Annotated in this window: 27 protein-coding genes and 1 tRNA gene; 7 read left to right on the forward strand and 21 right to left on the reverse strand. The window is 59.8% G+C overall.

Annotated features, from left to right (window positions below):
- The first annotated feature begins 801 nt into the window (after positions 1-801).
- The 6 genes from gcvH (at position 802) to CKW24_RS04630 (ending at position 7,997) form a co-directional block, all read left to right on the forward strand.
- Entirely contained in the window at positions 802-1,185 is a 384-nt protein-coding gene (gene gcvH / locus CKW24_RS04605; protein WP_095165658.1) for a glycine cleavage system protein GcvH, read from the forward strand.
- 11 nt (positions 1,186-1,196) lie between these two features.
- Positions 1,197-4,049: an aminomethyl-transferring glycine dehydrogenase gene (gene gcvP, locus CKW24_RS04610; RefSeq protein WP_095165660.1), complete on the forward strand. Its 2,853-nt coding sequence runs from the start codon at positions 1,197-1,199 to the stop codon at positions 4,047-4,049.
- Positions 4,050-4,253: 204 nt separating this feature from the next.
- Positions 4,254-5,630, forward strand: coding sequence for an L-serine ammonia-lyase (locus CKW24_RS04615; protein ID WP_095165661.1), 1,377 nt, complete (start codon positions 4,254-4,256; stop codon positions 5,628-5,630).
- A 42-nt stretch (positions 5,631-5,672) separates the two neighbouring features.
- Positions 5,673-6,797, forward strand: a complete 1,125-nt coding sequence (gcvT, locus tag CKW24_RS04620; RefSeq protein ID WP_095165663.1) for a glycine cleavage system aminomethyltransferase GcvT — start codon at positions 5,673-5,675, stop codon at positions 6,795-6,797.
- A gap of 401 nt (positions 6,798-7,198) precedes the next feature.
- Entirely contained in the window at positions 7,199-7,411 is a 213-nt protein-coding gene (locus tag CKW24_RS04625; RefSeq protein ID WP_003175786.1) for a cold-shock protein, read from the forward strand.
- Between the two features lie 97 nt (positions 7,412-7,508).
- Positions 7,509-7,997, forward strand: coding sequence for an RDD family protein (locus CKW24_RS04630; RefSeq protein ID WP_095165665.1), 489 nt, complete (start codon positions 7,509-7,511; stop codon positions 7,995-7,997).
- Between the two features lie 188 nt (positions 7,998-8,185).
- Here CKW24_RS04630 and nadA read toward each other — a convergent pair whose 3' ends face one another.
- The 19 genes from nadA to CKW24_RS04725 form a co-directional block, all read right to left on the reverse strand.
- Entirely contained in the window at positions 8,186-9,244 is a 1,059-nt protein-coding gene (gene nadA, locus CKW24_RS04635) for a quinolinate synthase NadA (protein WP_095165666.1), read from the reverse strand.
- A gap of 273 nt (positions 9,245-9,517) precedes the next feature.
- A tRNA-Lys gene (locus CKW24_RS04640) sits at positions 9,518-9,593 on the reverse strand.
- Between the two features lie 63 nt (positions 9,594-9,656).
- The gene (gene queC / locus CKW24_RS04645) at positions 9,657-10,349 is read right to left on the reverse strand and encodes a 7-cyano-7-deazaguanine synthase QueC (RefSeq protein ID WP_095165668.1); all 693 of its coding nucleotides are present in this window, start codon (positions 10,347-10,349) and stop codon (positions 9,657-9,659) included.
- A 1-nt stretch (position 10,350) separates the two neighbouring features.
- Entirely contained in the window at positions 10,351-10,998 is a 648-nt protein-coding gene (gene queE / locus CKW24_RS04650) for a 7-carboxy-7-deazaguanine synthase QueE (protein ID WP_095165669.1), read from the reverse strand.
- Positions 10,999-11,165: 167 nt separating this feature from the next.
- Positions 11,166-11,987, reverse strand: coding sequence for a tol-pal system protein YbgF (ybgF, locus tag CKW24_RS04655; protein WP_095165671.1), 822 nt, complete (start codon positions 11,985-11,987; stop codon positions 11,166-11,168).
- Between the two features lie 6 nt (positions 11,988-11,993).
- The gene (gene pal / locus CKW24_RS04660) at positions 11,994-12,491 is read right to left on the reverse strand and encodes a peptidoglycan-associated lipoprotein Pal (RefSeq protein ID WP_003178634.1); all 498 of its coding nucleotides are present in this window, start codon (positions 12,489-12,491) and stop codon (positions 11,994-11,996) included.
- A 52-nt stretch (positions 12,492-12,543) separates the two neighbouring features.
- Positions 12,544-13,824: a Tol-Pal system beta propeller repeat protein TolB gene (gene tolB, locus CKW24_RS04665; protein WP_174244593.1), complete on the reverse strand. Its 1,281-nt coding sequence runs from the start codon at positions 13,822-13,824 to the stop codon at positions 12,544-12,546.
- Between the two features lie 17 nt (positions 13,825-13,841).
- Complete coding sequence (gene tolA / locus CKW24_RS04670) at positions 13,842-14,921, reverse strand: cell envelope integrity protein TolA (protein WP_095165674.1); 1,080 nt, start codon at positions 14,919-14,921, stop codon at positions 13,842-13,844.
- Positions 14,921-15,373 carry a protein TolR gene (gene tolR / locus CKW24_RS04675; RefSeq protein WP_162530237.1) on the reverse strand — a complete coding sequence of 151 codons (453 nt, stop codon included), beginning with the start codon at positions 15,371-15,373 and terminating at the stop codon, positions 14,921-14,923. Before tolR ends, tolA begins: the two co-directional genes overlap by 1 nt.
- Before the next feature lie 23 nt (positions 15,374-15,396).
- The gene (tolQ, locus tag CKW24_RS04680; RefSeq protein ID WP_034149144.1) at positions 15,397-16,092 is read right to left on the reverse strand and encodes a protein TolQ; all 696 of its coding nucleotides are present in this window, start codon (positions 16,090-16,092) and stop codon (positions 15,397-15,399) included.
- Entirely contained in the window at positions 16,082-16,549 is a 468-nt protein-coding gene (ybgC, locus tag CKW24_RS04685) for a tol-pal system-associated acyl-CoA thioesterase (protein WP_095165676.1), read from the reverse strand. Before ybgC ends, tolQ begins: the two co-directional genes overlap by 11 nt.
- A 137-nt stretch (positions 16,550-16,686) precedes the next feature.
- Entirely contained in the window at positions 16,687-17,748 is a 1,062-nt protein-coding gene (gene ruvB, locus CKW24_RS04690) for a Holliday junction branch migration DNA helicase RuvB (RefSeq protein ID WP_095165677.1), read from the reverse strand.
- Positions 17,749-18,360, reverse strand: coding sequence for a Holliday junction branch migration protein RuvA (ruvA, locus tag CKW24_RS04695; RefSeq protein WP_095165679.1), 612 nt, complete (start codon positions 18,358-18,360; stop codon positions 17,749-17,751).
- A gap of 119 nt (positions 18,361-18,479) precedes the next feature.
- Positions 18,480-19,004: a crossover junction endodeoxyribonuclease RuvC gene (gene ruvC / locus CKW24_RS04700; RefSeq protein ID WP_095165681.1), complete on the reverse strand. Its 525-nt coding sequence runs from the start codon at positions 19,002-19,004 to the stop codon at positions 18,480-18,482.
- A gap of 190 nt (positions 19,005-19,194) precedes the next feature.
- Positions 19,195-19,941: a YebC/PmpR family DNA-binding transcriptional regulator gene (locus CKW24_RS04705; protein ID WP_095165683.1), complete on the reverse strand. Its 747-nt coding sequence runs from the start codon at positions 19,939-19,941 to the stop codon at positions 19,195-19,197.
- Positions 19,942-20,054: 113 nt separating this feature from the next.
- Positions 20,055-21,830: an aspartate--tRNA ligase gene (gene aspS / locus CKW24_RS04710; RefSeq protein ID WP_095165685.1), complete on the reverse strand. Its 1,776-nt coding sequence runs from the start codon at positions 21,828-21,830 to the stop codon at positions 20,055-20,057.
- Between the two features lie 107 nt (positions 21,831-21,937).
- The gene (locus tag CKW24_RS04715) at positions 21,938-22,159 is read right to left on the reverse strand and encodes an FmdB family zinc ribbon protein (protein ID WP_010457489.1); all 222 of its coding nucleotides are present in this window, start codon (positions 22,157-22,159) and stop codon (positions 21,938-21,940) included.
- Positions 22,160-22,336: 177 nt separating this feature from the next.
- Complete coding sequence (locus tag CKW24_RS04720; protein WP_095165686.1) at positions 22,337-22,672, reverse strand: ribbon-helix-helix domain-containing protein; 336 nt, start codon at positions 22,670-22,672, stop codon at positions 22,337-22,339.
- A 294-nt stretch (positions 22,673-22,966) separates the two neighbouring features.
- Positions 22,967-23,440, reverse strand: a complete 474-nt coding sequence (locus CKW24_RS04725; protein ID WP_095165688.1) for a Dps family protein — start codon at positions 23,438-23,440, stop codon at positions 22,967-22,969.
- Positions 23,441-23,820: 380 nt separating this feature from the next.
- Between CKW24_RS04725 and CKW24_RS28575 the strand changes: the two genes are divergently transcribed.
- Positions 23,821-24,426, forward strand: a complete 606-nt coding sequence (locus CKW24_RS28575; RefSeq protein ID WP_095165690.1) for a cold-shock protein — start codon at positions 23,821-23,823, stop codon at positions 24,424-24,426.
- A 95-nt stretch (positions 24,427-24,521) separates the two neighbouring features.
- Here the strand turns inward: CKW24_RS28575 and CKW24_RS04735 are convergent, their stop codons facing one another.
- Both CKW24_RS04735 and CKW24_RS04740 read right to left on the reverse strand, forming a co-directional pair.
- Positions 24,522-24,728, reverse strand: coding sequence for a SlyX family protein (locus CKW24_RS04735; RefSeq protein ID WP_095165691.1), 207 nt, complete (start codon positions 24,726-24,728; stop codon positions 24,522-24,524).
- A gap of 3 nt (positions 24,729-24,731) precedes the next feature.
- Positions 24,732-25,157 carry an HIT domain-containing protein gene (locus tag CKW24_RS04740; protein ID WP_095166122.1) on the reverse strand — a complete coding sequence of 142 codons (426 nt, stop codon included), beginning with the start codon at positions 25,155-25,157 and terminating at the stop codon, positions 24,732-24,734.
- Positions 25,158-25,390: the final 233 nt, after the last annotated feature.

The raw sequence follows: 25,390 nt of genomic DNA on the forward strand, positions 1-25,390 counted from the left end.
ACACCGCGCATGCTCTAGCGATCAGGTCGGCTCTAAGGCCGCCTCGCTTTGTTTTTGATCCTGGGCGCCCCGTTAACCACGCTGGCCGGAGTCCGATATTGATTTGGGGGGTAAACCGGCAGGACGCCGGTTTAGCCGCACTGGGCCAGGGAGGGCCCATTGCGGCGGCCCCCCAAATCAATGTCGGAGTACGGGCATGCCGAGCCTAAGCGAGGCACCGAGTGGTGGGGTAAAAGCGTTTTGCTTACTTTTGCGCTGTTCAAAAGTGAGCCGCCGTCAGGCGGAACCCATATCAGCCGTTACCGCAAGAATGGATATGTACTCGGTCTTATACCTATGCTCATCGCGGGCAAGCCCGCCCCCACAGTGATTGAGGTTGTTCGCAACCCCTGCATACACCCACCAGGGTGGGAGCGGGCTTGCCCGCGATGGACGCAAGGACACCGCGCTGAATCAAGCTTGGCGTGTCATCGATGGCAACCATTGCTCCCATAGATCACCTACCGCAAAAGCGACCTCCACCTGTACTGAAAGCGCTACAGCGGAACGATATCGCTACACAGGCTTTCCGCCAGCATTGTGCAAGGCTTTGATCCTCATGGGCTTTTTTCCTCGTGTCAGACTGTAGCGATATCGCTACAGCTGCGCTTGTTCCCCTTCTCGCAATAATCCGTAACTTATTGATTAGTAACAAATAAAAAATACTGGCCGCGATTTTGCTAGGTAACCCTCCATAAAGCAGGGCTATGCCCGAGCATTCCATCGCGTCCACCAGACCTGTCTGGCCCCTGAGGAGTTTCCATGAGCGAGTTGCGTTTTACTGAAGATCACGAATGGCTGCGTACCGAAGCTGACGGCAGCGTTACAGTCGGCATCACCGCCTTCGCCCAGAATGCTCTTGGCGACGTGGTTTTCGTACAACTGCCTGAGCTGCAGTCCTACGACAAAGGCGCTGAAGCCGCCACCGTGGAATCGGTAAAAGCCGCGAGCGGCGTGTACATGCCGCTGGACGGTGAAGTGCTGGAAGTGAACCCGGCGCTGGACAGCAGCCCTGAACTGGTCAATGAAGATCCGCTGGGCGAAGGCTGGTTCTTCCGCTTCCAGCCAACCGATGCATCGGCTGTCGCCAAACTGCTGGATCAAGACGCCTACGACCGTCTGATCAAAGCCAACGCGCAAGCCTGAGGAGCGCTGACATGACTCAAGTAAGCCTGACCACTGCCAACGAATTCATCGCCCGCCACATCGGCCCGCGCGCCGGCGACGAGCAAGCCATGCTCAATAGCCTGGGCTTCGACTCCCTGGAAGCCCTGAGCGCCAGCGTCATTCCCGACAGCATCAAGGGCACCAGCGTGCTTGGCCTGGAAGACGGCCTGAGTGAAGCCGATGCCCTGGCCTTGATCAAGTCCATCGCCAGCAAGAACCAACTGTTCAAGACCTACATCGGCCAGGGCTACTACAACTGCCACACGCCATCGCCGATCCTGCGCAACCTCCTGGAAAACCCGGCCTGGTACACCGCCTACACCCCGTACCAGCCAGAAATCTCCCAGGGTCGCCTGGAAGCCCTGCTGAACTTCCAGACAATGATCAGCGACCTCTCCGGCCTGCCGATCGCCAACGCCTCGCTGCTCGACGAAGCCACCGCCGCTGCCGAGGCCATGACCTTCTGCAAGCGCCTGAGCAAGAACAAAGGCAGCCACGCCTTCTTCGCCTCCGTGCATTGCCACCCGCAAACCCTCGACGTGCTGCGCACCCGTGCCGAGCCGCTGGGGATCGAGGTGGTGGTGGGCGACGAGCGTGAACTGAGCGACGTGACGCCCTTCTTCGGCGCGCTGCTGCAATACCCGGCCAGCAACGGCGACCTGTTCGACTACCGCGAGCTGACCGAGCGCTTCCACGCCGCCAATGCCCTGGTCGCCGTAGCGGCCGACCTGCTGGCTCTGACTCTGCTGACTCCGCCGGGCGAGTTTGGTGCCGACGTCGCCATCGGCAGCGCGCAACGCTTTGGTGTACCGCTGGGCTTCGGTGGCCCGCACGCGGCGTACTTCTCCACTAAAGATGCGTTCAAGCGCGATATGCCGGGCCGTCTGGTCGGTGTCTCGGTCGACCGCTTCGGCAAGCCGGCCCTGCGCCTGGCGATGCAGACCCGCGAGCAACATATCCGCCGCGAGAAAGCCACCAGCAACATCTGCACCGCCCAGGTACTGCTGGCCAACATCGCCAGCATGTACGCCGTGTACCACGGCCCGCAGGGCCTGACCCAGATCGCCCAGCGTATTCATCACCTGAGCGCGATCCTGGCCAAGGGCCTGAGCGCCCTGGGCCTGGTTGTCGAACAAGCGCATTTCTTCGACACCCTGACCCTCAACACCGGCGCCAACACCGCCCAACTGCACGACAAGGCGCGGGCGCAGCAGATCAACCTGCGGGTGATCGACGCCGAGCGCCTGGGCCTGTCCCTCGACGAAACCACCTCGCAAGCCGACGTGGAAAACCTCTGGGCATTGCTGGCCGACGGCAAGACCCTACCGGACTTCGCTGCCCTCGCCGCCGCCGTGCAAAGCACCATCCCGGCCGCCCTGGTTCGTCAATCGCCAATCCTCAGCCACCCGGTGTTCAACCGTTACCACTCGGAAACCGAGCTGATGCGCTACCTGCGCAAGCTGGCCGACAAGGACCTGGCACTCGACCGCACCATGATCCCGCTGGGTTCGTGCACCATGAAACTCAACGCCGCCAGCGAAATGATCCCGGTGACCTGGGCCGAGTTCGGCGCACTGCACCCGTTCGCCCCGGCCGAGCAAAGCGCCGGCTACCAGCAACTGACCGACGAGCTGGAGGCGATGCTCTGCGCCGCCACCGGTTACGATGCGATCTCCCTGCAACCGAACGCCGGTTCCCAGGGCGAGTACGCCGGCCTGCTGGCGATCCGCGCCTACCACCAGAGCCGTGGCGATGATCGCCGCGATATCTGCCTGATCCCCTCCTCCGCCCACGGCACCAACCCGGCCACCGCCAACATGGCCGGCATGCGTGTGGTCGTGACCGCCTGCGATGCCCGCGGCAACGTCGACATCGAAGACCTGCGCGCCAAGGCCATCGAACACCGCGAGCACTTGGCGGCCTTGATGATCACCTACCCGTCCACCCACGGTGTGTTCGAGGAAGGCATCCGCGAAATCTGCGGGATCATTCATGACAACGGCGGCCAGGTGTACATCGACGGCGCCAACATGAACGCCATGGTCGGCCTCTGCGCCCCGGGCAAGTTCGGTGGCGACGTGTCCCACCTGAACCTGCACAAGACCTTCTGCATCCCCCACGGCGGTGGCGGTCCGGGCGTCGGCCCGATCGGCGTCAAGTCGCACCTGACCCCGTTCCTGCCCGGCCACGCCGCCATGGAACGCAAGGAAGGCGCGGTCTGCGCCGCACCGTTCGGCAGCGCCAGCATTCTGCCGATCACCTGGATGTACATTCGCATGATGGGCGGCGCCGGCCTCAAGCGTGCTTCGCAGTTGGCGATCCTCAATGCCAACTACATCTCCCGCCGCCTGGAAGAGCACTACCCAGTGCTGTACACCGGCAGCAACGGCCTGGTGGCCCACGAATGCATCCTCGACCTGCGCCCGCTGAAAGACAGCAGCGGCATCAGCGTCGATGACGTCGCCAAGCGCCTGATCGACTTCGGTTTCCACGCCCCGACCATGTCGTTCCCAGTGGCCGGCACGCTGATGATCGAGCCGACCGAAAGTGAATCCAAGGAAGAACTCGACCGCTTCTGCGACGCCATGATCCGCATCCGCGAAGAAATTCGCGCGGTGGAAAACGGCACCCTGGACAAGGACGACAACCCGCTGAAAAACGCCCCGCACACCGCAGCGGAAATCGTCGGCGAGTGGACTCACCCCTACAGCCGTGAACAGGCGGTGTACCCAGTGGCGTCGTTGATCGAAGGCAAGTACTGGCCACCGGTTGGCCGGGTCGACAACGTGTTTGGCGACCGCAACCTGATCTGCGCCTGCCCGTCGATCGAAAGCTACGCTTAACCCAATGAGGGGGCGGGTTTACTCGCCCCACTTCTAAAGGACATCACAAAACCCTGTGGGAGAGAGCTTGCTCGCGATGACGGACTGACATTCGCCGGATGTCGACTGAACGACCGCTATCGCGAGCAAGCTCGCTCCCACAAGGATCAGTGCCAGTTCTCAGAATCTGTGCCGCCCCTCATAACAAGAAACCGGAGAACAACCATGTCGTTAAGTGTGTTCGACCTGTTCAAGATTGGTATCGGCCCTTCCAGCTCCCACACCGTCGGCCCGATGCGTGCCGCTGCGCGGTTTGTCGAAGGCCTGCGGCGGGACAACCTGCTGGCGGTCACCACCTGCGTCAAGGTCGAGCTGTATGGCTCACTCGGCGCCACCGGCAAGGGCCACGGTAGTGACAAGGCGGTGTTGCTCGGCCTGGAAGGCGAACACCCGGACACCGTAAACACCGAGAACATCGCTGCGCGCCTGCACGACATTCGCAGCAGCGGGCGCTTGAACCTGCTCGGCGAGCACCCGATCGACTTCAATGAAAAGCTGCACCTGGCGATGATTCGCAAGCCACTGGCCTATCACCCCAACGGCATGATCTTTCGCGCCTTCGATACCGCCGGCCTGCAAATCCGCAGCCGCGAGTACTACTCGGTCGGTGGCGGTTTTGTGGTCGACGAAGACGCCGCCGGCGCTGACCGGATCGTCGAGGACGCCACGCCACTGACCTTCCCGTTCAAAAGCGCCAAGGACTTGCTCGGGCATTGCACCACCTACGGTTTGTCGATCAGCCAGGTCATGCTCACCAACGAAAGCGCCTGGCGCCCCGAGGCTGAAACCCGCGCCGGGCTGCTGAAGATCTGGCAAGTGATGCAGGACTGCGTCGATGCCGGTTGTCGCAACGAAGGCATCCTGCCGGGCGGGCTCAAGGTCAAGCGCCGTGCGGCGGCCTGGCACCGGCAACTGTGCAAGAACCCGGAGTCGTCACTGCGCGACCCGCTGTCGGTGCTGGACTGGGTCAACCTGTATGCCCTGGCGGTCAACGAAGAAAACGCCAACGGCGGGCGCGTGGTAACGGCCCCCACCAACGGCGCGGCCGGTATCGTCCCGGCCGTCCTGCATTACTACATGCGCTTCATTCCAGGTGCCAGCGAAGACGGTGTGGTGCGCTTTCTGCTCACCGCCGCGGCCATCGGCATCCTGTACAAGGAAAACGCCTCGATCTCCGGGGCCGAAGTCGGCTGCCAGGGTGAAGTCGGCGTGGCCTGCTCGATGGCTGCCGGGGCTCTGTGCGAAGTACTGGGCGGCAGTGTCCAGCAAGTCGAAAACGCCGCCGAGATCGGCATGGAACACAACCTTGGCCTGACCTGCGACCCCATTGGTGGCCTGGTCCAGGTGCCATGCATCGAGCGTAACGCCATGGGCTCGGTCAAGGCCATCAACGCGGTGCGCATGGCCTTGCGTGGCGACGGTCAGCACTTCGTCTCCCTCGACAAGGTGATCCGCACCATGCGCCAGACCGGCGCCGACATGAAAAGCAAATACAAGGAAACCGCCCGTGGCGGTTTGGCCGTCAACATTATCGAATGCTGATGCGTGCTCCCCCGCATCCGCTGACTTTTTCAGGAGCTGAATATGTCCACCGAAACCCTGTCGAAAACCCCGCTGCACGCACTGCACATCGAATTGGGCGCGCGCATGGTGCCGTTCGCCGGCTACGACATGCCGGTGCAGTACCCATTGGGCGTGATGAAAGAACACCTGCACTGCCGTGAGCAGGCCGGGCTGTTCGATGTCTCGCACATGGGGCAGATCCGCCTGACCGGCGCCAATGCGGCCAAGGCCCTGGAAACCCTGGTGCCGGTGGACATCATCGACCTGCCGGTGGGCATGCAGCGCTACGCCATGTTCACCAACGAGCAAGGCGGCATCCTCGACGACCTGATGGTCGCCAACCTGGGCAACGACGAACTGTTCCTGGTGGTCAATGCGGCCTGCAAGGACCAGGACCTGGCTCATCTGCGCCAGCATCTGGGCGATCAGTGCCAGATCGAGCCGCTGTTCGAGGAACGCGCCCTGCTCGCCCTGCAAGGCCCGGCAGCGGTGACCGTGCTCGCCCGCCTGGCGCCGCAGGTGGCGCAGATGACCTTCATGCAGTTCACCCGCGTATCCCTGCTGGGGGTCGAGTGCTTTGTCAGTCGCTCGGGCTACACCGGCGAAGACGGTTACGAGATCTCCGTGCCCGCCGCCAATGCCCAGACCCTGGCCCGCGCCCTGCTGGCCGAGCCGGAAGTGGCCGCCATCGGCCTCGGCGCGCGTGACTCGCTGCGCCTGGAAGCCGGCTTGTGCCTGTATGGCCATGACATGAACAGCGCCACCACCCCGATCGAAGCCAGCCTGCTGTGGGCCATCTCCAAGCCACGCCGTGCCGATGGCGCGCGTGCCGGTGGATTCCCCGGAGCCGAAACGATCTTCGCCCAGCAACAAAACGGTGTCAGCCGCAAACGTGTCGGCCTGCTACCCCAGGAACGCACTCCGGTGCGTGAGGGCGCAGAAATCGTCAACGCCGCCGGCGAAATCATCGGCAGCGTCTGCAGCGGTGGTTTCGGCCCTTCCCTCGGCGGTCCATTGGCGATGGGCTACCTGGACAGCGCCTACCTGGCACTCGATACCCAGGTCTGGGCGATCGTACGCGGCAAACAGGTGCCATTGCTTGTAAGCAAAATGCCATTCGTTCCACAACGCTACTATCGTGGTTGATAGACTGTTCCGATAAGTAACGCAGTTGCGTAACAGTGCACTAATCTGTAACGCAACTGCCATAAAATAGTGCAGTTTTTTGACTATAAGCTTCGATTTTGAACTTACCTTATAACAATCGAAAACAATTGAACGAGCCTATCGAATAAGCCCCATGGGCAAGCCCAAAAACCGCCACAGGCCTAGCTATACAAGGCTTGCAGGGGGGCTTGTTTTTTCTGCCGTAGTTGGCGTAGAGTTTGTCCACTGTGTTTGCATGGGTCGCTTGGAATCGTGACCTGGGCAGTAGCCAACAAGTTTGCTACACCCGTTCTACGTCTTCTTCTTTCCTGCAACCAGCCCCAGTACTCTTTCATGAGAAAGAGGCTGTCATCAATTTTTTGCGTCAAAGGAAATAAGAAATGTCCCAACGTCAGAGCGGCACCGTCAAGTGGTTTAACGACGAAAAAGGTTTTGGTTTTATCACTCCAGAAAGCGGCCCGGATCTGTTCGTGCATTTCCGTGCCATCCAGGGCAACGGTTTCAAGAGCCTGAAAGAAGGCCAGAAAGTGACCTTCGTTGCGGTGCAGGGCCAAAAAGGCATGCAGGCTGACGAAGTTCAAGCAGAAGCCTAATCTTCTGTAACGAAAAAGCCCCTGATGCTGACATCAGGGGCTTTTTTGTGCGCGCAAACCCGTAAAATGGCTTCTTTTTTCAATCGAGAGCCACTCCATGTCGAAACGCCTGCTAAGCCCCCAGGGTGAATTCCCCGTCGCCGGCCTGGGGCGTCGCCTGGCAGCGATGTTCTACGATTTCCTGTTGTGCACTGCCCTGATGATCGTCACCGGCGGCCTCTACAAGATGGTGCAGATGGCAATCATCGGCGAGGAGCGGATGCGTGCGTTGACCGATGCCGGCGCACTGGATGGCGACCCCTTGCTCTCCACCGTATTGCTGTTTGTGCTATTTGGTTTTTTTGCCAAGTTCTGGACCTACTCCGGCCAAACCCTGGGCATGCAGGTGTGGTGCATCCGCGTGCAGAACGCCGACGGTTCGGCCATTAGCCTGTGGCAGGCCTTGCTGCGCTTCGTGGTATCGATTGCGTCACTGCTGTGCGCCGGCCTGGGCTTCTTCTGGACACTGTTCGACAAACAGCAACGCAGCTGGCACGACATGTACTCCAATAGCCAGTTGGTTCGAGTCCCGAAGAAAACCAAGTAATTTCAGCAGACAGAAATCACTGTGGGAGCGAGATTGCTCGCGATGGTCGCCAACGATGACGCGCACTGCCTGATGCACCGCGCCGTACTTGCGATCATCGCTGGCAAGCCAGCTCCCACAGGTCCCTGCATACACCAGACCCTGAGCAAGCTCGCTCCCACAGGTTTTGTGTGCCTAGCTGACAGACCTCAGGCGTTGCCGGCGAGCTTCATCCGCGCAGCCGCCGTGAAGTCGAGCATGCGCTTCAACGGGCGAATCGCCTGTGGGATCAGCGCCGGCTCGACGAAGATCTCCCCCGAACCCTCACGCAGGCACTGTAGCGTGCGCTCCAGGGTGTTCATCGCCATCCACGGGCAATGCGCGCAACTGCGGCAGGCCGCGCCGTTGCCGGCCGTAGGGGCTTCGATAAACACCTTGTCCGGGCACAGCTGCTGCATCTTGTAGAAAATCCCGCGATCGGTGGCCACGATCAGCGTCTTGTGCGGCAGGCTCTGTGCTGCTGCGATCAACTGGCTGGTGGAACCCACCGCGTCGGCCAACTCGATCACCGCCGTCGGCGATTCCGGGTGCACCAGGATCGCAGCGTCCGGGTACAGCGCCTTCATGTCTTCGAGCTGCTTGGCCTTGAACTCTTCATGGACGATGCAGGCACCGTCCCAGAGCAGCATGTCGGCGCCGGTCTTGCGCTGGATGTAGGTACCCAAGTGCTTGTCCGGGCCCCAGATGATCGTCTCGCCGTTGTCCATCAGGCTTTCGACAATCTCCAGTGCACAACTGGAGGTCACCACCCAGTCCGCCCGCGCCTTGACCGCCGCCGAGGTGTTGGCATACACCACCACGGTGCGTTCCGGGTGCTGGTCGCAGAACGCCGAAAACTCGTCGACCGGGCAACCCAGGTCCAGCGAGCAGGTCGCTTCCAGGGTTGGCATCAGCACGCGTTTTTCCGGGTTGAGGATCTTCGCGGTCTCCCCCATGAACTTCACGCCGGCTACCACCACGGTCTTGGCCGGGTGCGCATTGCCGAACCGGGCCATCTCCAGGGAATCGGAAACACAGCCGCCAGTTTCTTCGGCCAAGGCCTGAATGATCGGGTCGCAATAGAAGTGAGCAACCAGCACCGCGTCCTGAGCCTTGAGCTCGGCGGCGATGGCGGCGCGGTAATGGGCCTCCTCTGCGGCGGTCAGCGGCTTGGGCTGCTTGGCGTCGAGGTGGGCTTGAACCAGAAGGCGTTCGGAAATTTGCGTCATGATCGCAAGACCTGCGGGCGCTTTCGCGCGAAAGTCGAGTATACACCCGGCTCCGGACCGATCAGGGTACCGCCGGGAGAGTGAGTATTCATCAGGCACGGACAGCGTTGAAGCTGCGCAAGGCTACAGAATATCCCCGAGATGCAAAAGATCATTCTGCAGCCAGGCGCGCGGTGCAAGCATTGCGATTGCCCGAGACAGGAATCGCAGGCAAAAAAAAACCCGGAAATCCTCACTTGCGTGGGCCTTCCGGATTTTCTAAACCGCCAAATATGGTGGGTCGTGTGGGATTCGAACCTACGACCAATTGGTTAAAAGCCAACTGCTCTACCAACTGAGCTAACGACCCGCTTCGTTGTGGTGCGTATAATACTGATTTTTAAGGACTATTCAACACCTAAGTGAAAATAAATCAAAAATAGTTGGTTGGGTCGCTGATTCCGGCTGCTGCGAAGCCTTCAGCACGCAGGCGGCAGCTGTCGCACTTGGCGCAGGCACGGCCTTGATCGTCCGCCTGATAGCAGGAAACGGTCAGCGCATAGTCGACCCCCAGCTTGACGCCAGCCTCGACGATTTGCGCCTTGCTGAGGTTTTGCAGCGGAGCCTGGATGCGGAAGCCATTGCCCTCGACCCCGGCCTTGGTCGCCAGGTTGGCCATGCGCTCGAAAGCCTCGACGAACTCCGGACGGCAATCCGGGTAACCCGAGTAGTCCACGGCGTTGACCCCAATGAAGATGTCCCGCGCGCCCAGCACTTCGGCCCAGCCCAGGGCCAGGGACAGGAACACCGTGTTGCGAGCCGGCACATACGTCACGGGGATACCTTCACCCGGGGTCTCTGGCACATCGATGCTGCTGTCGGTCAGGGCCGAGCCGCCGATGCCGTTCAGGTTCAGGCCGATCACTTTGTGCTCGACCACCCCCAGGTCCCGGGCCACCCGCGCAGCGGCGTGCAATTCGGCCTGGGAGCGCTGGCCGTAGTCAAAACTCATGGTGTAGCAGCTGTAGCCTTCGGCACGGGCCATGGCCACCACGGTCGCCGAGTCCAAGCCTCCGGACAGCAGGATGACCGCACGCTTTTCTACCGTATTCAGTTGTTCACTCATGTCAGCGCCCCGGCTCGTCGTTCCAAAGATATTTGTGCAGTTGCAATTGCAAGCGCACTGGCAGGTTGTCGGCAACTACCCAGTCCGCCAGGTCACGTGCATTGAGATCGTGATGACTCGGTGAGAACAGGACTTCACCAGCCCGCCGGTCAAGACCGTACTGGATCAGCTTGGAGACAGCCCAGTCGTAGTCCTCGCGGGAACAGATCACGAACTTGACCTGGTCGTTGGACGTCAGCAGCTCGATATTCTCGTAGCGGTTACGGTGTGCTTCCTTCGAGCCCGGGGTCTTCAGGTCGACCACGCGGCTGACCCGCGAATCTACCGCCGAGATGTCGATGGAACCACTGGTTTCCAGCGACACTTCGTAACCGGCATCACACAACTGCTTGAGTAGAGGGATGGCGTTAGGTTGGGCCAGCGGCTCGCCGCCGGTCACACAGACATAACGCGGGCGGAAACCGGCCACCTGCTCGAGGATCTCGTCGAGTGGTCGCACAGTTCCGCCGGTAAAGGCGTAGGCACTGTCGCAGTACTGGCAACGCAACGGACAACCGGTCAGGCGCACAAAAACAGTGGGCAGCCCGGCAGTGCGCGTTTCACCCTGCAACGAGTAAAAAACTTCGGTAATTCTCAATGTATCTTGCATAGTCGCCACGGGCGTAACAGCTAAACAGGCTGTCCGCCTCCGTCAGGCACTTGATGGAACCCCGCCAACGCGCAGATCCCAAAAAGCGGTGTTGCTAAAAAGGGCGTGAATTCTAACGAAAAAACCCGCGACAAGCGCGGGTTTCTTGAAACACGGGTCAAACTGCCTTACATGCGCTGCAGATCACGCTGGGCCAGCTGCGCGGCGGAGGTGCCAGGATACTGGCTGACCACCTGCTGCAAAATGCCCTTGACCTTGTCGGCGTGCCCCAGGCGACGCTCGACATCGGCCAGCTTGTACAGCGAGTCCGGCACCTTGTTGTGCTTGGGATACAGCTGCGAAACCTTGGCGAAAGCCTGGCCGGCGCCTTGCAGATCACCTTTGGCCAGGTTCACTTCACCCAGCCAGTATTGGGCATTGCCCGCGTACTGGCTGTTCGGGTATTTGCGCAGGAACGCGGCAAAAGCCAGGCTGGCCTTGTCGAAGTCCTTGGCTTTGATCAGGTCGAAGGCAGCATCGTAGTAGAGCTTTTCCTTCGCCGGATCACCCGGTTCGCTGCTGGCGGCAGGGGCTTGCGCCGCAGCGCCCGCACCTGCACCGGCGGCGCTATTGCCACCGGCTGGAGAATTTTCAGGAGCCGCAGCGGGTGCACCGCCCGATCCTATGCGCCGGTCAAGATCCTGGTATCGCTCCAGGGATTCTTGCTTCATGCGCGAAACATCATTTTGCAAAACTTCAATCACGCCTTGTTGGCGCGCGATCTGTTCCTGCATCTGTTGCAGTTGGTTGAACAGCTCGCCCTGTGCCGAGACAGGGGCCGAAACCCCTCCCCCGGCATAGGCGCCGTTCGTACCGTAACCCGCAGGCGGATAACTGCTCCCGCTATTGTTATAACCGGAATCGTTATCGACCACAGGAACCGCAGCCCACGCCAGCAATGGCGCGAGGCTGAGAGCCAGGACAGTTACAGCACGACGGCACGTTCGCATGACGAATTACTTACGCAGTTCGACGCGACGGTTTTGAGCCCAGGACTGCTCGTCGTTGCCGGTAGCAACTGGACGCTCTTCGCCGTAGGAAACCAGTTCCAGCTGAGCTGGGGAAACACCTTGCAGTACCAGGTAGCGTTGAACGGCTTTCGCACGACGCTCGCCCAGTGCCATGTTGTACTCACGAGTACCACGTTCGTCGGTGTTGCCTTCCAGAACAACGCGAGCGCCGTTTGCTTTCAGGTCTTTGGCGTGAACGTCCAGAGCGCGCATGGCTTCTGGCTTCAGGTCCGAGCTGTCGTATTCGAAGTAGAAGGTGGTGATTGCGCGCAGAGCAGCTTCTTCGCTCAGGGAGCCGTCAACAGCACCAGTGTTAGCGCCGTAACCAGCGTTTGGATCAACAGCGCCTTCACCGGCGTTGTCGCCGCCTTTGGACGAGCAACCTACAGCTACAGCCATGGCCAGGGCCAGCGCAGCAAACTTACCAAACTTCAGCATTTCCATCGTGAAACTCCTAATGAACCCCAATGTGTTAAGTACAACGTATAGCGCCGCGTCAGTTCAGGTAAGGGGACCAGGAAGGTTCTCTGACTTCGCCTTGTGCGGTAGGAAGCGGGAGCCTTACGCGTCCATTGATGGACACGAGCATCAAGACTCCCCGGCCCTGCTGGCGGGTGGCGTAGATTACCATGGTGCCGTTGGGCGCAACAGTAGGCGACTCGTCCAGAGTGCTATCAGTTAGGATTTTTACACTACCGCGCTGCAAATCCTGGGCCGCCACCTTGAAATTGGTGAAACCTTGCTGGCGATGGATCATCACCAGAGTCTTTTCGTCGGCCGACAATTTCGGGTTGGCGTTGTAGTTGCCGATAAAGGTTACGCGCTCGGCACCGCCGCCACTGGCGCTGGTCTTGTAGATCTGCGGCTTGCCGCCACGGTCGGAGGTGAAGTAGATGGTCGAGCCATCCTTGCCCCAGAACGGTTCGGTGTTGATGCCAGGCCCTGCAGTCACGCGGGTGATCTGGCGCGACCCGAGGTTCATCACGTAGATATCCGGGTTACCGTCCTTGGACAGTACGAACGCCAGGCGCGAACCATCCGGCGACCAGGCTGGAGCACCGTTGAGGCCTTCGAAGTTGGTGATCTGCTCACGACGACCAGTGTCGATGTTCTGCATGAAGATCCGCGGACGCTTCTGCTCGAAGGAGACATAGGCGATACGCTTGCCATCGGGGGCAAAACGCGGCGACAGGATCGGCTCGCGGGACTGTAGCAGGGTCACTGCACGCGCACCGTCATAGTCCGAGCGTTGCAGGGTGTAGCGAGTGTTCTTCTCGGAGAAACGCTCGGCCGTCACGTACAGCAGACGGGTCGAGAACGCGCCCTTGATGCCCACCAGCTTCTCAAAGGACTGGTCCGAAATGTAGTGCGCCATGTCGCGCAACTGGTCAACGCCGCCGGAAACGCTGCCGGTCAGCACTTGCTGCTCGGTGTTGACGTTGAACAGGGCGTACTGCACCTGCAGGCGACCGCCGGCCGGAACAATGCTGCCGACCATGATGTACTGGGCGCCCAGGGCCTTCCAGTCGCGGTAGATGACTTCGCTGGCCTGGGTCGGCTGGCTGATCATGTTCTGCTTGGGAATAGGCGAGTAGTAACCCGAGTTGCGCAAATCGTTACCAATGATTTCCGCCATGTCGTCCGGCAGCACGCTGCCGCCCTGCCAGCCGAACGGCACTACCGCGATCGGGGTCGCCCGATCACTGCCGCTGGTGACCAGAATGTTCTTTTCATCCGCCGCCGCTATCCCTGCCATGCAGCAAATAACGACAAGCATTCCTCGAAGAAGGTTTCTCACAAGGCTAGATCCTCAGGTGTGAATGTCATCTTGAATGAACGATAGGGAGCGAAATCGCTCGGCTTCATTCCCTGCATTTCTGTCAAACGTCCAATGTTTTTGACCGCTGCTACAGCCGAGCTGTCGAACGGACCATCGCCACTGGACTTGGCTACCGTGACCGAAGTCACCGTACCATCGGGCAACATGCCAATTTGCAGCACGACCGTCATGTTCTTGCGTGCCGAAGGAGGACGCGCCCAGCCTTCCGCTGCACGTGCACGAATCAGGTCGTCGAAACTGCCCGCGACTTCATCGCCTCGTTCATCGGCCAAGGCCTGCTGACGCTGCGGCGTGTCGGAAAGCAAATCTGCCAGGGCCTGGGCCTTTTTCTCTTCGGCGGATTTACGTGCCGCTTCCTGCGATTTTTTCTTCGCAGCATCGGCAGCAGCTTTCTTCTTCGCATCATCGGCGACTTTCTTCTTCGCCTCGTCCGCTTCAGCTTTCTTCTTGGCGTCGTCCGCGGCTTTTTTCTTCGCGTCTTCGACTACTTTCTTCTTCGCTTCTTCAGCGGCCGCTTTCTTGGCCTCTTCTTCAGCTTTCTTCTTGGCTTCTTCTTCGGCTTTCTTCTTGGCTATATCAGCCAATTGTTTCTCTTCTGCCTTCTTGGCCTCGGCGGTCTTCTTTGCTTCATCGGCTTTCTTGGCTTCATCAGCCTTTTTCGCTTCTTCGGCTTTCTTCGACTCGTCGGCCTTCTTGGCTTCCTCGGCCTTTTGAGCCGCCTCTTCTTTCTTTTGTTCCGCAGCCTTCACCGCTTCCTGCTCGACCTTCTTCTGCTCCATCTGTTCGACTTCGGTCTGGCGCGCAGCGGATTTCTTCGCTTCACCCGCAATCTTCTGATTGGTCTGGGTGGTCGCCTGACTTTTCGATTTCAACTGGTACAGGGTCGCCTGGACAATCGGCTTGGCCGGCGGCAGCTCCGGGGTAAAGGCAAAGCTGACGAACAGCATGCCGAACACCAGCACGTGCAAGCCAATTGCCCAGACACTAGGCCAGAAGTAGCTTTCCGAGGCTGTTGGCTCTCGCTGTTGCTGCATCAGGGCGCCTCGGTAATCAAGCCAACGTTACCGACTCCGGCTTTCTGCAACCCACCCATCGCGCCCATGACGGCGCCGTAGTCGACGGTCTTGTCGCCACGAATGAACACTTGGGTGTGCTTGCCACCTTCGTTGCCGGCGCGAATGATCTTGGTCACCGCATCAGTCATCTGCGGCAGGGTCATTGCCCGGTCCTGCTGCTTCTCGGTGTCGACTTCACTGCCAAGGTTCCAGTAGTAGGTCTTGTCAGCCTTGATCGAAATGGTCAGGACCTGGGTGTTGTTGTCTTGCGGCAAGGCTTCGCTGGAAACCTTGGGCAAATCAACTTTCACGCCCTGATTGAGCATCGGCGCGGTCACCATGAAGATGACCAGCAGTACCAGCATCACGTCGATGTAAGGTACTACGTTCATCTCGGCGACCGGCTTGCGCTTTTTGCGAGCTCGAGCGATTAAAGCCATTGGGAAATACCTGCTTATTCTTCGCTGGTGTGCACTTTACGGTGCAGGATCGCCTGGAATTCATCGGCGAAGGTGTAGTAGCGGCTGATCAGGGTTTCGCTGCGCGCGGCAAAGCGGTTGTACGCAATGACGGCCGGAATGGCGGCGAACAGGCCGATGGCGGTGGCGATCAGTGCCTCGGCGATACCCGGGGCCACGGTGGCCAAGGTCGCTTGCTGGGCAGTGGCCAGGCCGCGGAAGGAGTTCATGATGCCCCAGACGGTACCGAACAGGCCGATATACGGGCTGACCGAACCAACGGTAGCGAGGAATGGCAGGCTCTGCTCGAGCTTCTCTTCTTCGCGGGAAATGGCCACGCGCATGGCACGGGCAACGCCCTCCATGACCGCTTCCGGATCAACACCCGGTTGCTGGCGCAGACGGGAGAACTCCTTGAAGCCGGCACGGAAGATCTGCTCGACGCCCGAATCCGGATCAGGGTTGCTGCCCGCCTGACGGTACAGCTTGGACAGGTCGATACCCGACCAGAAGCGCTCCTCGAAGCTCTCCAGGGCACGTCGACCGGCACGCAGCAGGTTGCTGCGCTGAAAGATCATGATCCATGAGGTCACCGATGCGGCTACCAGGGTCAGCATTACCAGTTGCACCACGATACTGGCATTGCTAACCAGGCTCCACATGGAGGAATGGTCGACGACGTTAGCTTCCACGCTTTATCTCCTGCTTTGAGTGTGTACCCGCGCCGCTCACGTCGGCAAAGGCCGCACGTAGAGCTTCGGGAATGGCCCGGGGTTTCAAACTATGGGTGCGCACACAGGCCACCAAAAACTGCCCTTCGCAGAGCAGTGCATTATCCGCGGCTCGCCTGACCTGCTGCTTGAAGCGCAGGCTGACACGGTTCAATTCGATTACTTCAGCACTTACCACAAGCTCGTCGTCCAGTCGCGCCGGCGCGTGGTAGCGCGCTTCGCTGGAATGCACGACAAACAACAGGTCCTCGCCTGCCAGCTGTGACTGGGCAAAGCCCAACTCACGTAGCCGCTCGGTCCGAGCCCGTTCCATAAACTTGAGGTAATTAACGTAATACACGATGCCGCCAGCATCGGTGTCCTCGTAATAAACGCGACAACGATGTGCGAACGACTCTAGCCCGTTTTGCGCGCGCATACTCTAGTGCTTACTCCTCAGGTTGCCAATCCAGCCAGGCAACTGTTTTTTCATTCTTCTGCGCCTTTGCTGCCAAACAAGGGTTCGCCAGCCACCTAGGACCACACAAAACCCGAATAAATCGGCGCAGACCGTCATTAATCGTCCACTGCATCCAGAAATGCGTCTACTGCGGGCATTTCACCCATGCGCGTCGGAATGTTCAGGCCAAAGTGCAAATAAGCATGCCGGGTCACTACCCGCCCACGGGGAGTGCGCATGATGTAGCCCTGCTGGATCAGGTACGGCTCCAGTACGTCTTCAATGGTGTGCCGCTCTTCACTGATGGCCGCCGCCAGACTGTCGACCCCCACCGGGCCGCCATCGAACTTCTCGATCATGGTCAGCAGCAAACGCCGGTCCTGGTGATCGAAACCACGCTCATCGACGTCCAGCAGGTTGAGCGCCAGGTCGGCGATCGGCTTGGTGATGTGGCCCTTGGCCCGGACTTCGGCGAAATCCCGCACCCGCCGCAGCAGGCGGTTGGCGATACGTGGCGTGCCGCGGGCCCGGCGGGCGATTTCGAACGCCCCTTCAGGGTCCAGCGGCAGCCCGAGGATACCGGCCGAACGACTGACGATCGTCGCCAGGTCGGCGGTGCTGTAGAACTCCAGGCGCTGGACGATGCCGAAGCGGTCGCGCAGCGGGTTGGTCAGCATGCCGGCGCGGGTGGTCGCCCCCACCAGGGTGAACGGCGGCAGGTCGAGCTTGATGGAACGTGCCGCCGGGCCTTCGCCGATCATGATATCGAGCTGGAAGTCCTCCATGGCCGGGTACAGCACTTCCTCGACAATCGGCGACAGGCGATGGATTTCATCGATGAACAGCACGTCATGGGGTTCGAGGTTGGTCAGCAGTGCCGCCAGGTCGCCGGGGCGCTCCAGGACCGGCCCCGATGTACTTTTGATCGACACGCCCATTTCCTGGGCGATGATGTTGGCCAGCGTGGTTTTACCGAGGCCCGGCGGACCGAAGATCAGCGTGTGGTCCAGGGATTCGTTGCGCCCGCGCGCCGCCTGGATGAACAGCTCCATCTGCTCGCGAACGGTCGGCTGGCCAATGTATTCGGCCAGGCTGACCGGACGAATGGCCCGATCCTGGACTTCTTCGCGGTCACGCGGGCCACCGGTGGCGGTAATCAGACGATCAGCTTCAATCACTTAGATCATTCCCTTCAGGGCACGACGAATCAGGTCTTCACTGCTCAAGCCTTTCTCCTTGATCGCGGAAATCGCCTTGCTGGCTTCCTGCGGCTTGTAGCCCAGGGAGATCAGCGCGCTGACCGCGTCGTTCTCCGCCGAAGCCACCGGTTGCGCAGGGCCATCAGGCTGGTTCGGCACCAGGGCAAACATGCTCGGCACGGCTTCCCAGGCCTTGAAGCGGTCCTTGAGTTCCACCAGCAAGCGCTCGGCGGTCTTTTTGCCGACACCCGGCACCTTGGTCAGCGCCGAAGTGTCCTGGGCCTGCACGCAACGCACCAGCTCATCGACTTCAAGGCTCGACATCAACGCCAGCGCCAGTTTCGGACCGACCCCATTGAGGCGGATCAACTCGCGGAAAAAGTCCCGATCACGCTTGCCGATGAAACCATAAAGCAACTGGGCATCTTCGCGCACCACCAAATGGGTGTGCAGGGTTATCGGCTCTCCGATCGACGGCAGTCGATAGAGGGTGGTCATCGGCACTTCCAGCTCATAGCCCAGGCCATTGACATCCAGTATCAGGTGCGGCGGCTGTTTCTCAGCCAAGGTGCCGCGCAAACGTCCAATCACGTTTCAAATCCTTAAGCGTTAGCCAGATCAGGCGCTCGAAGAGCAAAGTGAGCGAGGTCGCCGACAGTCCAGGCGCAAATCGCTCAACCAATAAAATCTCGTGGGTGGATGCTATCAGATCACAGGCGCAGGCGACCGCCACGACTGCGCGCCGTCCCCAGCCCATGGGGCAACAGGCTGGAGCGGGTATGGGCATGGCAAATGGCAATGGCCAGGGCGTCCGAGGCATCGATTTGCGGTTTGCTGGTGAGCTTGAGCATATGCATGACCATCATCTGCACCTGCTCCTTGTTGGCTGCACCGGTACCGGTGACCGCCTGTTTGACCTGGGTAGCGGTGTATTCGGCGATCTCCAGGCTCTCTTCGGCCCCCGCGACAATCGCCGCGCCACGGGCCTGGCCGAGCTTCAGCGCGGAGTCGGCGTTGCGGGCCATGAAGACCTTCTCGATGCCCATGGTCACAGGACCGTAGGTCTGGATCACCTCACGCACGCCGCGATAAACAATTTGCAACCGTTCATGTAACTCACCGCCGCCGGTGCGAATGCAACCTGACGCCACATACACACAGCCACGACCGGTATCGCGTACCACGCCATAACCGGTAATGCGTGAACCGGGGTCGATACCAAGAATTAATGTCATAACGCCTGCGGGTTAAGAGAGTGAGGCCAGCATAGAGTAGGCTGTGCCGGATGCACACTTTGTAGCCCTACCGAGAACCCTGTGGGAGCCGGGCTTGCCCGCGATAGCGGTAGAACATTCAACATCAATGTCGAGCCTGCCGACGTCATCGCGGGCAAGCCCGACTCCCACACTAGATCTGCGTCGCCCTTCAGCCGAGCTGTTGGGCCACCGACTCGGGGATGTCCGCATTGGAATAGACGTTCTGCACATCATCCAGGTCTTCGAGCATGTCGATCAGCTTGAGCACCTTCTCGGCGCCTTCCAGGTCCAGTTCGGCACTGGTGGTTGGCAGCATCACGATTTCCGCATCATCGGCCTTGAAGCCCGCCGCTTCCAGAGCGTTGCGCACGGCATAAAAACCGGCGAACGAGGTGAATACGTCGATTGAACCGTCTTCGTTGGTCACCACGTCGTCGGCATCAGCCTCCATCGCGGCTTCCATCAAGGCGTCTTCGTCGATACCCGGGGCAAAGGAGATCTGCCCCTTGCGTTCGAACAGGTAAGCCACCGAGCCATCCGTGCCCAGGTTGCCGCCACACTTGCTGAAGGCGTGTCGAACCGCCGCCGCCGTGCGGTTGCGGTTATCGGTCATGCACTCGACCATCACCGCCACGCCACCGGGGCCATAACCTTCGTAGCTCAGTTCGACCATGTCATCGGTGTCGGCAGCGCCAGCCCCACGGGCCACGGCGCGATCGATGATGTCACGGCTCATGTTCGCGCCCAGGGCCTTGTCCAGGGCCAGTCGCAGCCGTGGGTTGGAGCCAGGATCGCCGCCGCCCTGACGGGCCGCGACTGTCAGCTCACGAATCCACTTGGTGAAAATCTTGCCTTTCTTGGCATCCTGACGTTCTTTGCGGTGCTTGATGTTCGCCCACTTGGAATGACCCGCCATAACTCGCTCCGAATTCTCTTTAAAACAATGCCCGCACACCCTGGAAGGCGAGCGGGCAATACACGCTGGATCTGACCCCTGGCGTATCCACGGATACGCCAGGGTGGCCAGCCTTACTCAGCCTTTGGCTGCTCGCGCAAACGGATGTGCAGCTCGCGCAGTGCCTTGGCATCCACCAGGCCCGGGGCCTGGGTCATCACGCATGCCGCGCTCTGGGTTTTCGGGAACGCGATCACTTCACGGATCGACTGGGCGCCGGTCATCAGCATCACCAGACGGTCCAGGCCAAAGGCCAGGCCGCCGTGGGGCGGTGCGCCGTACTTCAGGGCGTCCAGCAGGAAGCCGAATTTCTCTTCCTGTTCCTCTTCGCTGATACCCAGCAGGCGGAACACCGATTGCTGCATTTCCTTGCGGTGGATACGGATCGAACCGCCACCCAGTTCGGTGCCGTTGAGTACCATGTCATAGGCACGCGACAGCGCGGTCGCCGGGTTGGCTTCCAGCTCTTGCGGCGTGCACTTCGGTGCGGTGAACGGGTGGTGCAAGGCGGTGAAGCTGCCGTCGTCGTTCTCTTCGAACATCGGGAAGTCGACAACCCACATCGGTGCCCACTTGCAGGTCAGCAGGTCCAGGTCGTTACCAACCTTGATCCGCAGCGCACCCAGGGCTTCGCTGACGATCTTGGCCTTGTCGGCACCGAAGAACACGATGTCGCCGTCAACCGCACCAACGCGATCGAGAATCACATTGAGGTTAGCTTCAGGAATGTTCTTGACGATAGGCGACTGCAGGCCTTCGACGCCCTTGGCGCGCTCGTTGACCTTGATGTACGCCAGGCCCTTGGCACCGTAGATGCCGACGAACTTGGTGTAGTCGTCGATCTGCTTGCGCGGCATGCTCGCTGCACCAGGAACGCGCAGTGCGGCAATCCGGCATTTCGGATCGTTGGCCGGGCCGCTGAAGACTTTGAAATCGACTTCTTTAAGCTGGTCGGCAACGTCTACCAGTTCCAGCGGGTTACGCAGGTCCGGCTTGTCGGAACCGTAACGGCGCATGGCTTCTTCGAAGGTCATGTGCGGGAATTCACCGAATTCCAGATCCAACACTTCCTTGAACAGGTTGCGGATCATTTTTTCGGTGATGCCCATGATCTCGTTTTCATCGAGGAAACTGGTTTCGATGTCGATCTGGGTGAATTCCGGCTGGCGGTCAGCGCGCAGGTCTTCGTCACGGAAGCACTTGGCGATCTGGTAGTAGCGGTCGAAGCCAGCGACCATCAGCAGTTGCTTGAACAGCTGTGGCGATTGCGGCAACGCAAAGAACGAACCGGCGTGGGTACGGCTCGGGACCAGATAGTCACGAGCGCCCTCTGGCGTCGCGCGGGTCAGGATCGGCGTCTCGACGTCGAGGAAGCCGTTCTCGTCGAGGAAACGACGAATGCTGGTGGTCATGCGCGAACGCAGACGCAGCTTCTCGAGCATTTCCGGGCGACGCAGGTCGAGGAAGCGATAACGCAGGCGGGTTTCTTCGCCGACGTCGGAGAACTCGTTGAGTGGGAACGGCGGGGTTTCCGCTTCGTTCAGCACTTCAAGCTCGTAACCCAGGACTTCGATCATGCCCGAGGCCATGTTGGCGTTGGTGGCACCGGCCGGACGCAGGCGTACCTTGCCGGTGATCTTGACCACGTATTCGCTGCGCACGCGATCGGCGGCGGCGAAGCTCTCGGCGCGATCCGGATCGAATACCACTTGGGCCAGACCATCACGATCACGGATGTCGAGGAAAATCACCCCGCCGTGGTCACGACGACGATGGACCCATCCGCAAAGGGTAATTTCCTGACCTTCCAGGCTTTCGTTCAGTTGGCCGCAATAATGGCTGCGCATCATGGTAGTGGTTTCACTTCTCGTAATTCGAAATTCGATGGGAGGTCTTGCTGCACCGCCGCACTTGAATGAAGTGCCAGATAATGCAAGAGCTCGGTGTGTCGTTCAACTTAGTCAGCTTTGTCGCCACCGGCCAGATTCTTCTTCGACCCGGTCTTGAAGTCGGTTTCGTACCAACCGGTACCGCTCAGGCGGAAGCCCGGCATCGACAACATTTTTTTCAGTTCGGGTGCCTGGCAGGCAGGGCAGTCGACCAACGGTGCTGCGCTGATCTTCTGAATGGCTTCCAACTGATGACCACAGGAAGCACATTGATAGTCGTACATCGGCATGGGGTTGTCTCGGCGATCAGGTTCATCCCGCGCAAACAATGGGTTTGGCGGCAAAGAGCGGGATTATATCGATTAAATCGAGCCTGTGCAGCCGTAACGCTGCACAGGGACCGCATCCGGGGCAGATGGACGGCCGGCACTTGGGCGTGCCGGCCGTCCTGCCCCGACACTCCAGCGTCATTCAACGCCCACAGCACCCTGGTTCAAGCTGTGCACTACACACATCACCCGGACCAGGCCACTGAAGTTCTTCACCCCGCCATGACGCAGATGTACTTCGCGATCAACCCGGGACAGCAAGGCGTTGACCGAACAGCAATTATTCCTCGCAATACTGCCCAGGATATTCCAGTAGACCTGCTCCAGCCGCAGGCAGGTGGCGAACCCATTCAAGCGCACCGACCTGGCCTGCGGCTGTGCCAGGCCCATGTCAAACTCACGAACGAAGGGATCAATCTTTATATCCTGAGGCCTAGCAACTTCATCGGCTTCTGACGCTAAGATTCCAATCATATAACTGACACTCCTTTGCCATTCCATTTATAACAACGCTCCGTGTCGCTATAAAAACGTAAGCAAAAACATATTTCCATATGCCTTTATAACCACTGATGTAGGACAAGCCGACAGCAGCAACAAGACTATTAACACTCCCCTACGTGCAACAACGAAACGGAAAGACGGCGCAGGAAGAGTCCCGCAAGAGCCTGGGAAACGCGCCATCAACACCCGGGAGCTTTCATAGGTCCGGGCACGACACCCCACGCTGATGGTGCCGACAAGCCGACACCATCAGCCAGGCCGGGACTACTGGCCGTCCAACAGCGAGCGCAGCATCCAGGCAGTTTTCTCATGAACTTGCATGCGTTGCGTGAGCAGATCTGCGGTGGGTTCGTCGCTGACTTTTTCCAGCAGCGGGAATATCCCGCGTGCTGTACGGGTGACCGCTTCCTGCCCCTGGACAAGTTGCTGGATCATCTCTTCGGCGCTGGGCACCCCCTCCTCTTCTTTAATGGAGGAAAGTCGCGCGTAGATTGAATAGGCGCCAGGGGCCGGAAAACCCAATGCACGAATACGCTCGGCAATCAGGTCCACGGCCAGGGCCAACTCGTTGTATTGTTCTTCGAACATCAAATGCAGGGTACGAAACATCGGCCCTGTGACATTCCAGTGGAAGTTATGGGTTTTCAGATAGAGCACATACGTGTCCGACAGCAAGCGCGAAAGCCCATCGACGATGGACTTGCGATCCGTCTCGCTGATACCAATATCAATTGCCATGCTGTTCCCCTTGTCGGTGATGAAGTCCGTTGCACAGGTGCGCCCTCACTGTAGCAAGAGTCCCGGCTCTGTGCCGGTCGCGCCTGTGATGACCGATCGGCGCCCGTAAATACGGCTTGAAGCGTCTAAAACAAGCCTTCGGCCACCACCGCCCGATGCCCTCGCGCAAATCGCCGGCCACCCCGGAGCACGCGCCCTCCGCGCTGATTTGAGAAGGTACGGTCTTTGCTGTTAAATAGACGCCGTGTCACTGCCGCTATTTCCCCGCGTGCTGTGCATAGGCTGATACCGGGTGCGTGTCCACCGCCTCCCATTGTTCAGAAGCGAACCGTACTCAATCAGCTCTTCCTTGCGATCCGTCTTAACGTGAGTCAATTAAAATGTTGAAAATCGTCCACCTGCTAACGGGCGCAGCAGCTTTGCTGTTGTCCTTCATTCCTAGCTTGCGAACCGAAGCCGTACCTTACCTGCAACAACCTGACGCGCTGTACCTGGCGTTCTTCGGCCTGCTCAACCTGACCCTCGCTCCGGTGATCCCGTACTGGAACAAAGGTCCTCGCCATCAACTGCAAAACCTGGTCAGCGCCTTGCTGGTGCTTGCCGTTGTCCTGCAAACCCTGACCCTGCTGGCACCGATGCCGGAAATCGGCGGTCACCCCGCGGTGCTGTTCAGCCTCATCGTTGCATTGGTCGCAGTCCTGCTGCATCTGGCCACCAGCTTCTACAAGTCTTCACCCGCTGCCGCGACTCATCAAAACTACGACATGACCAACCGGGATACCGGCACCGTGAAGTGGTTCAACACCTCCAAGGGTTTCGGTTTCATTTCCCGCGACTCCGGGGATGATATTTTTGTGCACTTTCGCGCCATTCGTGGCGAGGGTCACCGCGTCCTGGTCGAAGGCCAGCGCGTGGAGTTCTCGGTGATGAACCGGGATAAAGGCCTGCAAGCGGAAGACGTGATCGCGGCCCTGCCGCGTCGCTGATCCCGACCTCGTTACCCGCTCGAAAAAAAAACCGCGATACAGCCCAGCTGCTCGCGGTTTTTTATTGCCTGCCAATCGGTATTGGCCACTGACACTCAATAGTGCGGCGGCGGCGCGTCCTCTTCGAACGTCTCGAACTGGCCGGCCATTTCTTCCTGACGCTTGAGCAGCGCGCTCATCTGCAACTGCAGTCGCTCGACAACCCGCTGCTGGGTCACCAACACATCATTCATCGCCTCGATGGCGTCATCCTGAAACGCCAGGCGACTTTCCAGGTCCATAACGCGCTCTTCCAGGCTCATGACTCAACCCTCCAGAAACGTGAAACCATCGCTCAACACCAGACGCAGCCGCTCACGAATCGCCGCCACTTGCTCGGCGGTATAGGGGCGTGCCGGGTGCTTGCCCCAGACCGGAGCCGGCCAGGCAGCGTCCTCACGTTTACGCACGATGACATGCATGTGCAACTGACTGACCACATTACCCAAGGTCGCCACATTCAACTTGTCGGCGTCGAACGAATCCTTGAGTGTTTCGGCCAACAGTGTTGTTTCCCGCCACAACTGCTGTTGATCGGCCGCCTCTAACTGAAACAACTCACTGATATCCGCACGGCGCGGAACCAGGATGAACCAGGGATAATTCGAGTCATTGGACAACAGCAAGCGGCTGAGCGGGAAATCCCCAATGGTCAGGGTGTCTTGTTCAAGTCGTGAATCCAAAGCAAACACCGCGGGCACTCCTGCATAGTCGATGATTGGGGCCTGGCGCCAGCCCTCGAGGCTGCTGCGCCGGCCATACATGCGCAGCATACCCGCGAACCCGATACGGTTCACGGCGAAAAATCAGCGCCACACGCGTAAAACCAGACGCCGTGGGGCTCCCTACCCGGTAAACGCCCCAGCACAGGACATTTGCCATCTGCACGCACCATGAAGGAACTACCGCCGTGCAGCCCCAACAG

This window comes from Pseudomonas sp. Irchel 3H3, assembly GCF_900187635.1.
Classification (GTDB): domain Bacteria; phylum Pseudomonadota; class Gammaproteobacteria; order Pseudomonadales; family Pseudomonadaceae; genus Aquipseudomonas.

What these genes read in the sequence shown, in the direction of transcription:
- gcvH (WP_095165658.1), top strand. Translation starts at nt 802, where the DNA reads ATGAGCGAGTTGCGTTTTACTGAAGATCACGAATGGCTGCGTACCGAA.
- gcvP (WP_095165660.1), top strand. Translation starts at nt 1,197, where the DNA reads ATGACTCAAGTAAGCCTGACCACTGCCAACGAATTCATCGCCCGCCAC.
- CKW24_RS04615 (WP_095165661.1), top strand. Translation starts at nt 4,254, where the DNA reads ATGTCGTTAAGTGTGTTCGACCTGTTCAAGATTGGTATCGGCCCTTCC.
- gcvT (WP_095165663.1), top strand. Translation starts at nt 5,673, where the DNA reads ATGTCCACCGAAACCCTGTCGAAAACCCCGCTGCACGCACTGCACATC.
- CKW24_RS04625 (WP_003175786.1), top strand. Translation starts at nt 7,199, where the DNA reads ATGTCCCAACGTCAGAGCGGCACCGTCAAGTGGTTTAACGACGAAAAA.
- CKW24_RS04630 (WP_095165665.1), top strand. Translation starts at nt 7,509, where the DNA reads ATGTCGAAACGCCTGCTAAGCCCCCAGGGTGAATTCCCCGTCGCCGGC.
- nadA (WP_095165666.1), bottom strand. Translation starts at nt 9,244, where the DNA reads ATGACGCAAATTTCCGAACGCCTTCTGGTTCAAGCCCACCTCGACGCC.
- queC (WP_095165668.1), bottom strand. Translation starts at nt 10,349, where the DNA reads ATGAGTGAACAACTGAATACGGTAGAAAAGCGTGCGGTCATCCTGCTG.
- queE (WP_095165669.1), bottom strand. Translation starts at nt 10,998, where the DNA reads ATGCAAGATACATTGAGAATTACCGAAGTTTTTTACTCGTTGCAGGGT.
- ybgF (WP_095165671.1), bottom strand. Translation starts at nt 11,987, where the DNA reads ATGCGAACGTGCCGTCGTGCTGTAACTGTCCTGGCTCTCAGCCTCGCG.
- pal (WP_003178634.1), bottom strand. Translation starts at nt 12,491, where the DNA reads ATGGAAATGCTGAAGTTTGGTAAGTTTGCTGCGCTGGCCCTGGCCATG.
- tolB (WP_174244593.1), bottom strand. Translation starts at nt 13,824, where the DNA reads ATGCTTGTCGTTATTTGCTGCATGGCAGGGATAGCGGCGGCGGATGAA.
- tolA (WP_095165674.1), bottom strand. Translation starts at nt 14,921, where the DNA reads ATGCAGCAACAGCGAGAGCCAACAGCCTCGGAAAGCTACTTCTGGCCT.
- ybgC (WP_095165676.1), bottom strand. Translation starts at nt 16,549, where the DNA reads ATGCGCGCGCAAAACGGGCTAGAGTCGTTCGCACATCGTTGTCGCGTT.
- ruvC (WP_095165681.1), bottom strand. Translation starts at nt 19,004, where the DNA reads ATGACATTAATTCTTGGTATCGACCCCGGTTCACGCATTACCGGTTAT.
- CKW24_RS04705 (WP_095165683.1), bottom strand. Translation starts at nt 19,941, where the DNA reads ATGGCGGGTCATTCCAAGTGGGCGAACATCAAGCACCGCAAAGAACGT.
- aspS (WP_095165685.1), bottom strand. Translation starts at nt 21,830, where the DNA reads ATGATGCGCAGCCATTATTGCGGCCAACTGAACGAAAGCCTGGAAGGT.
- CKW24_RS04715 (WP_010457489.1), bottom strand. Translation starts at nt 22,159, where the DNA reads ATGCCGATGTACGACTATCAATGTGCTTCCTGTGGTCATCAGTTGGAA.
- CKW24_RS04720 (WP_095165686.1), bottom strand. Translation starts at nt 22,672, where the DNA reads ATGATTGGAATCTTAGCGTCAGAAGCCGATGAAGTTGCTAGGCCTCAG.
- CKW24_RS04725 (WP_095165688.1), bottom strand. Translation starts at nt 23,440, where the DNA reads ATGGCAATTGATATTGGTATCAGCGAGACGGATCGCAAGTCCATCGTC.
- CKW24_RS28575 (WP_095165690.1), top strand. Translation starts at nt 23,821, where the DNA reads ATGTTGAAAATCGTCCACCTGCTAACGGGCGCAGCAGCTTTGCTGTTG.
- CKW24_RS04735 (WP_095165691.1), bottom strand. Translation starts at nt 24,728, where the DNA reads ATGAGCCTGGAAGAGCGCGTTATGGACCTGGAAAGTCGCCTGGCGTTT.